General features: G+C 46.8%; 15 protein-coding genes. 3 read left to right on the forward strand and 12 right to left on the reverse strand.

The window, feature by feature from the left end; all coding sequences use genetic code 11:
- Positions 1 to 719: 719 nt before the first annotated feature.
- The 5 genes from AN477_RS13720 to AN477_RS13735 form a co-directional block, all read right to left on the reverse strand.
- Entirely contained in the window at positions 720 to 2069 is a 1350-nt protein-coding gene (locus tag AN477_RS13720; protein ID WP_054969736.1) for a hypothetical protein, read from the reverse strand.
- 575 nt (positions 2070 to 2644) lie between these two features.
- On the reverse strand, positions 2645 to 2806 hold the full coding sequence (locus tag AN477_RS24550; protein WP_157061967.1) for a hypothetical protein: 162 nt from the start codon (positions 2804 to 2806) through the stop codon (positions 2645 to 2647).
- Between the two features lie 141 nt (positions 2807 to 2947).
- Positions 2948 to 3475 carry a hypothetical protein gene (locus AN477_RS13725; RefSeq protein WP_054969737.1) on the reverse strand — a complete coding sequence of 176 codons (528 nt, stop codon included), beginning with the start codon at positions 3473 to 3475 and terminating at the stop codon, positions 2948 to 2950.
- Positions 3476 to 3597: 122 nt separating this feature from the next.
- Positions 3598 to 4182 carry a hypothetical protein gene (locus tag AN477_RS13730; protein WP_054969738.1) on the reverse strand — a complete coding sequence of 195 codons (585 nt, stop codon included), beginning with the start codon at positions 4180 to 4182 and terminating at the stop codon, positions 3598 to 3600.
- A 111-nt stretch (positions 4183 to 4293) separates the two neighbouring features.
- On the reverse strand, positions 4294 to 4740 hold the full coding sequence (locus tag AN477_RS13735; RefSeq protein ID WP_157061968.1) for a hypothetical protein: 447 nt from the start codon (positions 4738 to 4740) through the stop codon (positions 4294 to 4296).
- A 346-nt stretch (positions 4741 to 5086) separates the two neighbouring features.
- Between AN477_RS13735 and AN477_RS13740 the strand changes: the two genes are divergently transcribed.
- The gene (locus AN477_RS13740; protein WP_054969740.1) at positions 5087 to 5371 is read left to right on the forward strand and encodes a helix-turn-helix domain-containing protein; all 285 of its coding nucleotides are present in this window, start codon (positions 5087 to 5089) and stop codon (positions 5369 to 5371) included.
- Positions 5372 to 5516: 145 nt separating this feature from the next.
- Here the strand turns inward: AN477_RS13740 and AN477_RS13745 are convergent, their stop codons facing one another.
- On the reverse strand, positions 5517 to 5771 hold the full coding sequence (locus tag AN477_RS13745) for a helix-turn-helix domain-containing protein (protein WP_054969741.1): 255 nt from the start codon (positions 5769 to 5771) through the stop codon (positions 5517 to 5519).
- A 188-nt stretch (positions 5772 to 5959) separates the two neighbouring features.
- Between AN477_RS13745 and AN477_RS13750 the strand changes: the two genes are divergently transcribed.
- Positions 5960 to 6292, forward strand: coding sequence for a hypothetical protein (locus tag AN477_RS13750; RefSeq protein WP_157061969.1), 333 nt, complete (start codon positions 5960 to 5962; stop codon positions 6290 to 6292).
- Positions 6293 to 6852: 560 nt separating this feature from the next.
- On the opposite strand, the gene AN477_RS13760 is transcribed toward AN477_RS13750, so the two are convergent.
- Positions 6853 to 7836, reverse strand: a complete 984-nt coding sequence (locus tag AN477_RS13760) for a GGDEF domain-containing protein (RefSeq protein ID WP_054969744.1) — start codon at positions 7834 to 7836, stop codon at positions 6853 to 6855.
- A 164-nt stretch (positions 7837 to 8000) separates the two neighbouring features.
- Here AN477_RS13760 and AN477_RS13765 point away from each other — a divergent pair, with 164 nt between their 5' ends.
- Positions 8001 to 8681 (forward strand): Crp/Fnr family transcriptional regulator, encoded by a 681-nt coding sequence (locus tag AN477_RS13765; protein ID WP_054969745.1) that lies wholly within the window; start codon positions 8001 to 8003, stop codon positions 8679 to 8681.
- Between the two features lie 421 nt (positions 8682 to 9102).
- On the opposite strand, the gene AN477_RS13770 is transcribed toward AN477_RS13765, so the two are convergent.
- From AN477_RS13770 to AN477_RS13790, 5 genes are all read right to left on the reverse strand, one after another.
- Positions 9103 to 9399, reverse strand: a complete 297-nt coding sequence (locus AN477_RS13770) for a hypothetical protein (protein WP_054969746.1) — start codon at positions 9397 to 9399, stop codon at positions 9103 to 9105.
- Positions 9400 to 9485: 86 nt separating this feature from the next.
- On the reverse strand, positions 9486 to 9851 hold the full coding sequence (locus tag AN477_RS13775) for a hypothetical protein (protein ID WP_054969747.1): 366 nt from the start codon (positions 9849 to 9851) through the stop codon (positions 9486 to 9488).
- A 467-nt stretch (positions 9852 to 10318) separates the two neighbouring features.
- Entirely contained in the window at positions 10319 to 10579 is a 261-nt protein-coding gene (locus AN477_RS13780) for a helix-turn-helix domain-containing protein (protein ID WP_054969748.1), read from the reverse strand.
- A 37-nt stretch (positions 10580 to 10616) separates the two neighbouring features.
- The gene (locus AN477_RS13785) at positions 10617 to 11822 is read right to left on the reverse strand and encodes a hypothetical protein (protein WP_054969749.1); all 1206 of its coding nucleotides are present in this window, start codon (positions 11820 to 11822) and stop codon (positions 10617 to 10619) included.
- A 65-nt stretch (positions 11823 to 11887) separates the two neighbouring features.
- Positions 11888 to 12856 (reverse strand): hypothetical protein, encoded by a 969-nt coding sequence (locus AN477_RS13790; RefSeq protein WP_054969750.1) that lies wholly within the window; start codon positions 12854 to 12856, stop codon positions 11888 to 11890.
- Positions 12857 to 12877 lie beyond the last annotated feature (21 nt).

Below are 12877 nucleotides of genomic sequence, written 5' to 3' on the forward strand. Positions count from 1 at the left end.
ATCTTGTCTGTAGAAGCCATCGACGTGCCTCCTCTACTATTTGCTCGTCACCTTTAGTAGATTGCACTCGATGGCTTTCTCGTCAAGATCCAGCCTTGGAATTTACACCACTACATGAGACTCTAACATGCCAGGTCTATGCCCGAAATAGAATTGAGTGTCCGTACCCTCCACGGCGAGTCACCCCTGATGTCATGTTTGTCTTTCTACCTTGAATTTTAGTGAGCTGTGTATAAAAGCAGGGTGTGAATGTCTTCGAGGTTTCGTAAAAAAACTGTAAACGTGGTGTATGACCAAAACAGTCATTTATCCTTCGGGGGTTCTCCAACCAGATCGAAAAAATCCGCGCAACAGCGCGGATTTCATCAGAGCTAACTAATTTGAGAGCTAACTAATTTGGAGGCGCCAGCCAGATTCGAACTGGCGAATCGAGGTTTTGCAGACCTATATACCCCCATCCAACGGACTCCATCGAACGGAATTTAGACCCAAAGAATCCGCGCCACAAAAGGATTCTAAAGGAATCTAACTCCAACGAACGGAATCCACATCCAACCGCTCAGGTTCCCAAAGAGATTCCCACGGAGATTCCCACAGCACGTAACGGCCTCGCCCAGTCAAGTTCCGTGCGTGGGAACTCCACTGCGTGGGAACTCCACAGAGAAGACATCGGTACTAGGGATTCATTACGGTGCCACTTCCTCATGATTTCTCACTAGTTATTGTCCAAGGAACCCTAGGTCTACATTTTCAAGCCACCCGGTTTGCGTTGACAGCCAACGCGGTGCGGGGATAGCCAGATTTTCATTGATGAGAGTGACAAACTTTGCGACAAAATTCACATACCTAATGGCTGCTGGCAAGTTTATTCTCGTGTATAGTTCGCTAATGGGTTGTGAGTCAACAATCGATACATTCCAAGCTTCATATTCAAAGTGAATAAGACTGTTCCGAAGTTCTGTATATTCTTGAAGAGTTCTCTTGAGGTCAGGTCTGGCTTTTAGAAGGTTTTTCTCTCTGTGAAAACTAAACAACCGTCCTAGTTTGGAATCAAGAGGTGTTTCGTTGTCAAGGACTGATTTCCAATCCGGAACCTGAGTACGATACCCCAATTCATTTACATGAGAATCCAGACATAGATAAGCTAGTATTACTGCTGGAATTGTTTCAAATATCAAGTCGTCAGGTACGCCCCCGCTCGTTGTCACCTGTCCCGCTCGTGCTACATGTTGTACGGCTGCACTAAAGTAAATTGGAGCCATGTCGGTTCTAATTCGGAACGCTCCAGAAGATACTTCAAGACTGTCAAACCTCCCTAGTCTTGGTGGTGGGGAGTTAATGACTTGCTGAGAGCCCGATTGCTCATGTGACAGTTTTAGAGTTCTGTGCACCGTCCTCAATGTGTTCAGAATCTGCGTTCTTTCTGCCGCTACCCTATTAAATGCTGATTCAATATCCTGCGGCGCAGCTCCTGAATCATTGATTAGCCTCCGGTACTCAATAACATTACGTTCAAACGGAATTAAATCGACGAAGGATGAACTGAATGCGGAGCGATTCTCTTGTAATCTAGACGTGATCGTTTCAGCAAACTTCCATTGGTAAAGCGTGCCGTTTTCAGCAACAATAAAAAAATCGTTCAGTTCGAAAAAGGGGTCAACAAGAGTAATGTCATTCACGGTAAAGAAGAATGCGTTTTGTGAAGCCTCTCCTTCCACGATACGCCCGTTTGGAGAAGAGGCTGGTGATCCGACTAACATGGTAAGAATCTTAGGTCCAACGTCTCTGAGGTCCATATAATCTAGGAGTATAGCGTGCGGAATTGCAATCCATGACGTGAGGCTCGGGAATTGTCGGATACTCTCCTCAGGTATTTCATCAAAATCGATCATCATATGAATCCGACCGTTCGCTCTAACAAGCTTGCGACATTCCATGTGTTCAAGAAGATACGTTTCAAGAATGTTAGTGGGTATTTCCAACTCTAAAGCGATCCTCCGAATCCGTTCGCGACCGCGTACAGGAACATATCCGTTATTTAGGATAACTTCTTCGATGTCCTCGTTCATAAGACACACCTCATCGTCTATCTTCACCTAGCGGACAACACTATTTTTCAGTCAAGTTCTGTATTGATTAACGTCCAATTCAACTTAACACACTTTTGTTGCCACTACACCGACAAAGCGTTTAGATTCGAACCCACGGAGCCCCTGCGAACTGCGCGGTTTTCAAGCTTGCTGAGCCGCTATCCAACGGGTACCATCGAACGGAATCCACATCCAACTAATCCGCGCCACTATTGGATTTTTAGGCAATTCATATCCAACCAGTGGAATCTAAATCCATCGTCTCTGATACCCAAAATGATGCCCATTCTCGACTTTGATACCCAGAATGATACCCATTTGGAGGACAGCGGTTCAGGTTCACTCGTGAATCACAGACGAGTGTTCGACGGCCTCGCCCAGTCTTGTCGACACCCGCTGTGATATTCAAAAGAGGCTTGTTTTGAGTGGGAAACTTGAGGGTGGAAAATGAGGATGTCACAGGTTCAGTTACTAAAAACGACAAGAATATTAGATACAGAAGAATGATCAATGACAACGGGGCCATTACTTGGCCCCGTGTGGTGTTCTGGATATTACTTGCTCAATTGCACCATTCGTGATAATGCTTCACGAGCTTGCTCGAACGAAGAGAAACCACTTGCTTGCTTGTAAACCTTTTTGCCTTCAGGTGTAGTCCCTACGTTTACCCTAACCCCAAACCCATTTTTACGCTTTTCAATAACGTCTCGCATCATACAAAACCTCCTCGAATTTCAAAGTCGATGAAGTATATACCATTCAACTGAAAGTCCGCTTGTATGGTGCACGAAAACACAACAAAATTCCTTCCACCGAACCGTCCAGTAATCCGTACCGAACCAGTTCACTAAGCGAAGTCAATCTATCATCACCGTATAGCGGAGAAACCGAATGAACGCCAATCCAATCTCCTTTAGGATCGCGAGGTCAGAAGTGTCCAGCAGGTAGTTGATAAATAGTGACGCTTTTTCACTCTGAACATGGCTTATGTAAGCTTTTAGCATATTCAGGACGGCATTCTTGTTTTCATCATCCAGATTTTCTATGAAAGCCTTGTCCCTGTTTAATTGGTCGTACCACTCTAATGCAACTTGCTGACGATCTTCGTGCGATTGTATTGCACTACCGTACGAATTGAACAATCTGCAGTGACCGTGTTGGCACGGAGCAATGTATTTCATTCCAATGACTCGGTACGAGGTTTTCATTCGACCTGTGCCAGAAATGAAGTTTACAAAGTAGATTTTTTCAGGGCCATGCGTTTCACATCGATTAAGGACTTGTACGGCAAGTTCAGCAAAATATCTATCTTTATACGGTGCATCGTTGACGGTGACATTGACCTCATATGGCTGGACTTTAATACCATCGAGAACTATACTCACTTCGCCGCAACCTCCATCAGAACAGTTTTTGTTTCGGGAACGAACTCCTTGTACCCGGCTTTCTCGATTGACGCACCCGCTTACGCACTTCGTCCTGATTTCGCTGCATGTATGAGAACCGACTACACTTCCACAACCAAGTATCGAAACTCAACTCCGCCGATACTTGAATATGGATGCCACTTGCACTCGTACACGCCTCGAAGATGAATGGGTTCATAAGACGAGTTTCTATACTGTAGCGTTCCTTGCCGAATCAACCCGTCCTCCATCCGAAATTCCTCGTCAGTAGTTGGTTTTCCCCATCGAGACGGCCTCCAAAACCGATGATAGTTTGTGAGCATAATCGCCAATCCGCGAATGTTCATGTGTTCCTTGAGCCTCTCCAAACGCTCTACGTCTTTCCAGAACTGATACCTCATCGGATTCGCCGAACAGTCGCGCAAGTGGTATGTCTCATCACGATGATTCAAAACGGATGTCATGGTAGGATACTTCACTTCGATGTATGTACGGCCCGCTGTTTCGTCTACATATCCTCGCTTATCCCCAAGATCAAACGGAACCTCAAGTCTTATAGGCAAGTTGTCATACACGCCGTGAATTTCCCAAGCCAAGGCATGCTTAAGATCATCCTCAGAGTTGTAACAGGGCCGTTTCCGAGCAAGAGAAGTCATAATATTATGAATTTGTATCTCGTCTTTCAACTGTTCACCCCGTCAATTTTCTGTGAGGTTGAATCTAATTCAGGCGTTTCAATAGCCGATACCCAAGGACACGCACTGAACTTTTGAACCAGTCCCCTATTGTGCGATTCTTCAACTTGCCCGCTCTATCATGTCTGGGACAGAGGACAAATAGTGCACCGCCCATCTAAGGGCAAAAATCTCTTGATTAGCTGCATCACCATCGTTGTTGATCGATGTCGCTTTATGAGCAATATAGCGTCCAACCTCCTCAGCGAGGACTTCTACGTGCTCCATTGGCCTTGCTTTGAGCCCTTGGTCGAGCATGATGTATGGTACGCCATCTGACTGAAAAAACACTCCGAGCAACGTTCCCGTGGACGCAAGGTCTAGATAACTTAACCGTATCCCTTCAACAGCAACGACCTGTAACAGATCATTCAGCGCACACAGCTTGTTTGAACTCTGTGCATAGTCAGTTAGATACTTAGTTATGTAGAGGATGCTGTCCAGCTTCTGTGCTCGGGATATGCCGGGGACGGCCATACTGAGGTCTTGTCGCCCACCAGATTGTTCCATGCTGGTACATTCCAAGCAGCCCCAAGAGATTTGCAATGGCCGCTCAGAATCAAGATTGACGAAGATAGACATTTCCATTTTCCGGCCACAACATGGGCATTTGGACTTGGTCAAGACGCTCTCAATAATGCCCTCTCGCCCATCTAAACATTCTACTGTTGACGTCATGTGTTCTCCCTCATCTCTCATCGTTGTGTCAGCTCCTGTATCTTCAATCCGTCGCATAAAATGTATCGCATATACGATATAATATATCGTATATGCGATACGGTCAAGGTGTTTTGTATCGTATTTGCGATATTTTGTAACGCATATGTGATACAATGAGGAAGGAGGGATGTCGTAAGTGATTAAGATACATCTCACGCGAGTTTTGGCGGAACGAAACTTGACACAGCGGCAATTTGCAGCGATAGCAGGCGTCAGGCCCAACGCTGTTAATGCCTTGTGTAACGCGAATAACCCTACTGTGAAAAGTGGTTCACGACGTATTGATCTCGACATCCTAGATCGGGTCTGTCGGGCGTTGGACATTCAACCCGCAGACTTGCTTGAGTATGTACCTGATAAGGGTCTGGGTGTCATTGACAGACAACAGACCGATTATGGTCTATACATTAAAAAAGACTGAACCCCCAGTCATAGACTGAGAGTTCAATCTACCCCGTATTTAACAAGCCGCTCCCCCGTATGGGTGCCACTTCTTGTCACCTGCCGTATCGTGTTACCAGCACTCTACGGCTATCCTTACTTTACCTCTTCACATTTGTTCGAAACTAGTCTTCCTTAGGGAATTCGTTGATTTCGTACAGACCATTTTCCTCCGAAATGCGATACAGTTCCTCCATTGCGACTCTCCGTGCGACGTCCCTCTTCGTTTTGTAATCCAGTAAGTCCGACAAACGTATCCGGCGATGAGGACCGTTCGTGCGATACGTTATCTGACCCTCGTCGAGAATCTGAACTACATATTGTGGGGACACGTTAAGAATTTCAGCAGCCTGTTCAATGGTAATGTCCTGTTCATCCAACACTCATTCCCCCTTTCTCATTCAGCCCCCGTTTTGGTTCACTGACCTACCACCCCGAACGTAGCTGCAGAAGGCTCCAAAGTCACTGACGGAGGCAACTTCAGGTCGGCTTGGAGCTTATCGTTCGCATTGTATATCTTACTCCCACGAATTACCCAATCATCAAAACCGTTGTTTTGCGACATCAAATGGCACAGATTACGATTCCAATCGAGGCTCACGATAATGCGCTTGGTTGTCGGCTCTACGGCGCAAAACAGCCTGAAACGGGAAGGAATGCTACAGAGAATGAATTTAAACATATTCGCCAATGGATTCGTTCCGCCCAGTTAATTGAAGAGTTCTTGGATGGGTCGAATGGAACGAATGAGAGTCAGAACAAGATTCTAATTGATTTAATTCGCGGAAACCCAATACGGATTACCCCATTGGCAGAGAACACGATTCATCTTGTTGATGGCGGCGGAGCAGTACGCATTTTAAGACAGGCCGAATTGCGTGTATTTTTGGATACCCTTTGATGGTGTGAACCGGGTACAGAATAAGGGACGGGGGCAGTTCGTTTGATGGTCGTTGTTTTGGCAAATCTGTGTGAAGAACTGGAAGAGTGTGTATCCTTCCGAAGTGTGTAAAGCAAAACGAAGCATTGGAATTATTACAAATATGACTCAATCGATGACCAGTTAGCAAAGCGGAAAGAGCGTCCGTCTACCACACTTTTTTTCAAACGAACGCCCCGAATGGCCAGCAGTATCATTGCCGAGACTTGAAACAGCCGGGTGTCTCGCAATATGAATAGTACCCCCAACGCTTATCTAGGTAAATATGTGCCGCTGCACCGCACAATGGGCACTCGAATGTAGTTTCGTCGATCCCCTGATCGATCATGTGCGTAACGATTGAGTCTTGTAGTTTCGCGAGATTTAATATTCGCTTCTCATGTTCTTTACGATCTTTGTTGTCCACTCCACTTATCCTCCCGAGTGACCCATCAGACGATCCAACTGGCCTCCTGCTATTATGAACCTTAGAAACAGGTCAAGAAAAGCATGAGTCGTTTACAAAAAATGAAACAAACAATCTAACGAGTAACTCCCAACTTCGCTAACCGCTTGCACTCGTACAACCGTTCATCGGCAACCTCGTAGCACCGTTCCAGCGTTGCCCCGTCAGCACCCCAAACCGCTCCACCAACGCTCACGGAAAGTCCGTCCGATTGTTCTTCAACAGCCTGTCGAATTCGTTCCATCGCAGTATTTGCATCCGGCCTGTCAGATTGCAGAACCACTACGAATTCATCGCCACCAAACCGGGCCACAATGTCACCCGCCCGAACATTGCGACTTATGATGTCAGCAACTTGTCGCAGCGCGTTGTCACCCACAGGATGGCCGCGTGTGTCGTTGACTTCCTTCAGATCATTCAAGTCGATTAGACCAAACACCAAACAATTCTCGCACTCCTGAACCAACTGTGGCAGCTTTGCTTCAAGTCCGCGACGATTGAGCAACCCGGTGAGTAAATCTCGCTGGCTGGCTTCCTCCGCGATTCTCCCAGTTAGAATCAAATCCAACGCCAATGAAATCTGCGCTGCACAAGAATCCATCAGTGCCGTCTTTGTCATGACTGACACTCGATGTGATGGCTTCGTCCTCGCAACTACTATTGCCCCGATCATCTGTTCCCTTGAGACTAACGGCCAAATGCCCACTTCGAGCACTCCAAAACCGCACCACACCTGCTGAATCACGGTGGGCATGTCTTCGAACAGTATCCATCGCTCCATGAGAGGGTTCAATAAATCAATCCAATCGAATGCCTTGTTTACGAGCCTTTGTAGTTGTTCCTCCCGGTTCGCAAACACTCCCCACGGAGCGTACACCGTGGCGTTCTGTGGAATCACACCGTTCGTCGGAAGTCTCTTTCGATATACGAAAAAACCAGAGTCGGTTTCTGCGAATTCCCGCAAGTCATCCGCAGCCATATTAAACAGTTCCATACCTCGGTTTGCTCGTGACCACTGGCGGGAACGATGACAGAAGCCACGCAACACATTCGCATCCACCTAACGTCCCCCCTGTGCCTCCGTCTTCATGTCTAGCACGGCTGAAAAGACGGGCTCCGGCGAATGTTCTTCAAGGATCACTTGTATGTCTCTTCAAAATTATTCCTCTAACAAATCACAATTTAGTAAAATGAAACAAAAACGGGTTCAATAGGGTGATTCAAATGAACTTTGAACAAGTAACCGATACTCCGCTATTCCGAAGCATTTCGTCCCTAGATACAGAGTTTGTTCGTTCGACGTTTACTACGCAAAAAATCAGCAAGGGCCAAGTCCTTTACTATCAAGGTGACATTGCAGACTCGATGTGTATTGTCCGAAGCGGACTGCTCGTCAAGTCATTTGAGTCAGGACATCGAACATTCCACTTATCTTACCAACGCCCCGGCGACACTATCGGTGAGGCTGAGGTGTTGCATTCGAAGCGCATCCGATACGTCACAACAACCGCCCGAACCGATGCAGCCGTGTGGAGAATCAGTGCAAGAAACCTTGACCAGCTACTTAGTATGTACCCCACAATTTTCAGACGACTCTTTGACGCCGTTGGTGAACGTTTTGTTCGAGCAAAACGTAAAATTACGTATCTAGCATTCATGGATGCAAGGTTACGAATCGTTCACTTATTGTATGACTACTTACAGGACCACCACGACTCGACACCTGTATGGCAAATCACTCAACAAGAAATGTCTGAAATGGTGGCCCTTAATCGAGAATCCGTAGCGCGCATAATTGGTGAGTTACAGAACGATGGTGTTATACATTCCAGCCGTGGGCGCATAGCAATAATCGACACACAGAAACTGAAGACGATTGCCAACACGGAAGGCGAATCATCGTGAGTGAATCCTATTCAATGATTAACCGAAGTGACCCTATGTTTCTGTGATCAATCCAGCATAAGTAAAAATAATCCATCTGTTCGGCTAATTTTTGGGCATGGACGCAGTTTACGAAACCGTACAGTTTCGCATTCGTTAGGACTACTCATATGTTTACCCTAAGATCCAATAAAAAAGATTGAGTCGTCAGCACCAGCCGACGACTCAATCACCCCAATTTTTAAAGCAGCCGCGCCCCGTGTCGGTGCCACTTCCGAGTCAGCCGTATCGTGTTCCCATCACGATTCGGCTGTCCTTATTCTAACTCTTCACACGCTTTTGAACTAGCCCTCATCGGGGAAATCGTTTGATCTCCTATAACAACTTCGTAGGCCACGAATCACCTGTTGAAACGCGAACTTTGTTGTGTATGTATTGTTACTCAAACCTCCACAGGAACATAGTTCATCCAGTCCTCGTCCCACCTGAACGCGCCCTCTTCGACCCAAACAATCTCATCTTCCTTGACACCCCAACCTTGCACCTCACCGTCTGGGTGTATTCCAAGTTCTAACCAGCGTAATTGAGTGGCGACATCTAGCCTCAAGTCTTTGATGCTGGCCAGCATCAAAACGTGGATGTTTATCTGGACGTCCTGCGAATCCCACCAAAGCAACTTCCACGTGCGCATTACACATATCGAAAGTGTCGGGGTCGATGACAATCGTAATTTCTTCACATTTACTCACTTTCGTAACCTCCTGCCAGCCGATACAATATCGCATTCTTACACTGAATCATTCCTCTACATGTCATCTGTCTGACTTACATAGAGCCAGTATCCAATACTTGGGTTCCGTGTTTTGAGTTTCCATTCTCGTCAAACATCTTGCCGTCGAAATCCACATACCAACCGTAATCCAGCAGAATTCTTGTAGAGTCATTCTCGTACTGATCATCTTTCCATTCAGCCCAAAGTGAATCGCCTCCAAGTTCACAGGCTATGCGACCTTGGTTGTGCCATGCAGTGTAGTCGTGTCCTTGCCCGCGTTCATCCTGCACTACCCAATGTGAAATCACGTCATCGATTTTGATTTCTTCCTGCTGATCGGAAGCATGGATTGAATTCCTCACTTCATCGATGTTTTCTCCTGTAATCTTTACCGAATCATGCGTTAGACAACTTGGCACTTCCTTTTCCTCCATTCTGGCTACTATGGTCGAGTTATGACTTGGTGATGAAGCTTTTCGAGTTTAGACCAAACGCTTACAAAACCGTCGTTAGTTTTTCAAAAAATATGCTGAAGAACTATCCGTCCTCCCCGCTGTGTAATTCCATGCACCCTCTTTAGGGTTTTTAGAGTCTATACCAAACTTTGAAAAACACGTCACGTTCCGTGAAAAAGTTGTGTGCATTCGGTATCGAGTTTTGATGCGGATACTACCTTGCCTAATACTTGGCGTACAAAACAAGCAGAGTGGGATTACGATAAAAAAAGATTGAACCCCCAGTCATGGACTGAGAGTTCAATCACCCCGGTTTTGAATCAACAAGCCGCGCCCCGTAGGGGTGCCACTTCTTGCCAGCCATATCGTGTTGATACGGCTACCACTAATGTACACCTCTCACGTGTCCATTTCTACATGTATTTCCGAAGCTACTCCTCTTCTCTTGGAGGGAACTTGTCTATCGCATACAGACCCGCTGCTTCTGAGACACGATACAACTCCTCCATTGCATCTCTTCGTTGCGCGTCCCTCTCTTTCTTGTATTCCATCAGGTCGCTCATGCGTATCTGACGCTCCGAGCCAATCGTGTGATACGGTATCTGACCCTCGTCAAGGACCTGAACTACGTCTCGTGCAGACACGTTAAGTATTTTAGATGCTTGTTCAATGGTGATGTCCTGTCCATCCAATGCTCATTCTCCCTTTCCCACACAGCCCCGCCTTGGTTCACGGAGCTGCCACCCCGAACGTAGCTGCAGAAGGCTCCAAAGTCACTGACGGAGGCAAGTTCAAGTCGGCTTGAAGTTTGTCGTTCGCGTCATAAATCTTACTGCCATGAATCACCCAAGCTCCGAACCCGTTGTTCTGGGACATCACTACAGACGGCTCTACTGGGGTATGCTGACCAGTGACTTCGTTGTAAACGAATGCTGCTGCTTTCGTTTGACCATTTGAGGTTAAGTCTGTTGCCGAACCTGTGAACACCATTCCAGAAACGGTACGCGCGGAAGAAAACCGGCCACCTCCATTCGTCAAACTTGCCAGACCGACGATTTTATGACTAGCAAGGTCAATATAATACAGGTTGATTGCACCACCCTGATTTGCTTGCAACACCTGTGTTTGCACCCCTAATATGACGCCATTGTACGCTGGATTCAGTCCGTTTGGCCAAGCAACTGTCGGCTCCACAGGCGATTGTGGGGCTGGAAGTGTGTACGGGTGAGTTACGTGTCCCCATTGAAACCATCCGGTCCATGCACTACTTGCCAGTGATTGAGGGGTTGTGTCCTTTGGATTGGCCGGGAAAACGTATTGCCCACTTGTACTGAACACAGGAGGAATGTCATCCGTAATCAGTGTTGCGCCGTTACTCAATGAACCGCCCTTTGTGCTCCATGGTGTCATCCACATTTGTGATGGGCCAGTTGGTTGAAGTTGATTCGGGCCGTATCCAGCACTCCCATTCTCAGGCTTACCTAGCTTCTTTTGAGGTGCCAGATGACACCAGACAAGATACGGTTTTCCCTGAACCGTTGTCGGGACTATCACATAGTCCTTTGGATTTGTATCAGAAGAGGGCCAAGTCCAATGGACGCCGCCAATCGTTGGACCAGATGAAGTGTAATCAGCTTCGAACATGCCAGTCCCAACGTTTGTGGGGTTCGTACCCTTTAAGGGCCATTGCGTTGATAGCATTCCTCCGGGCATTGCGTCGATCTCCATTGGGGCCGCCTCGGTTGTCGTGGGTAGTGCCGTCGTATTCGTCGTGTTCGAAAGGATTGTATTCTGCGCGCTAGTCGTTGAAGTTGAGTTTGTTGAGTTCTGTTGCGTTTTTACTGGAATTTTCTTCGCATTGTGTTTAGCGCAGCCTGTGACAGTCAACGTCGTCAAAGAGATTATGGCAAAAACGTATGTATAAGGCTTTCGCATGTTGAACCTCCTCCTCGTGAAAATTATTGTTCCGAAGGTGCCTAGTTCCCCTTGCTCGAAGCCTATTAATACTGTGCACCTTTCAATTGTCCTGACGGATACATTCTCATGGACATTGCCATTTTGATTGCGTCCATTGCGTGATGGTAGTTAGCCGCCGAAAACATGACATCGCCAATTGCCCAGTGTATTTCCGTATGGTTTCCATCCCCGGCTTCCATCACCAACAAAACGCCCGGCCTTTCCGGAAGCAAATGTTTGTCTAAGTAAGCAACAATCTTTTTCGACTCCTGTAATTCCTGCTCCTTGCTACTTCCTACCACTTGGCATATCCATTTCCCTTCATACCATTGCAGCGTGGAAGTGTTGGCGTAAAGAAACCAACGACCCTGAATACCATAGCCGAGATTCGTGGATTCCGTCACTGCCAACGATGGGATTTTTATTGTGAACTGGTCTAGAGCTCCTGAAGCCTGTTTTGAGTTAGAAAATTCAGTTGCTCCGTACTCGCCTACATATTCTGCAAGCCCAGTATTTGGAGGCTGATTTATAGCAGGGCTATCAATGCCAAGCTGTGTTGAAGTGATGTGAAATGCCACCCTGTACTCGTCAGTCGTTGAAGTTGTGAGCGATGTCAGGTAGGGATAGTTTGAGTCGTTCAATTGCCCAATGTATATCGGGGCTACTAGAGGAGCAAAAGTATCCTTCATAACACTGGCCATGCTTTGAACGACAACAGAATTCCATGGCGTCTTAGACGAGTCATGAACTCCTGAGTGAGATGGGCTTTTGCGGTTGCTTGAAGATACAGTAATCGTCACGTTTGAGGTGCCAGGTTGGGATTTGGTTTTTGCAGTTACCGGGTTTGATGTACTGTTCAAAGTCGCTGAACTGGTTGTTGTGTTTATGGCTGATTTATTTGTAGGTGTTTTTCCCACTGCTTGTTGTTGACCACCTGTCGTGCAGCCCGTCACACCCATCATCGTGAGTGCAAGCAAGCTGACGCTAATCCCAAGACGTTTATTTTTAGGCACTGAATTCACCTCGTGGATTTA

Source organism: Paenalicyclobacillus ferrooxydans (assembly GCF_001399675.1).
Lineage (GTDB): Bacteria > Bacillota > Bacilli > Alicyclobacillales > Alicyclobacillaceae > Alicyclobacillus_B > Alicyclobacillus_B ferrooxydans.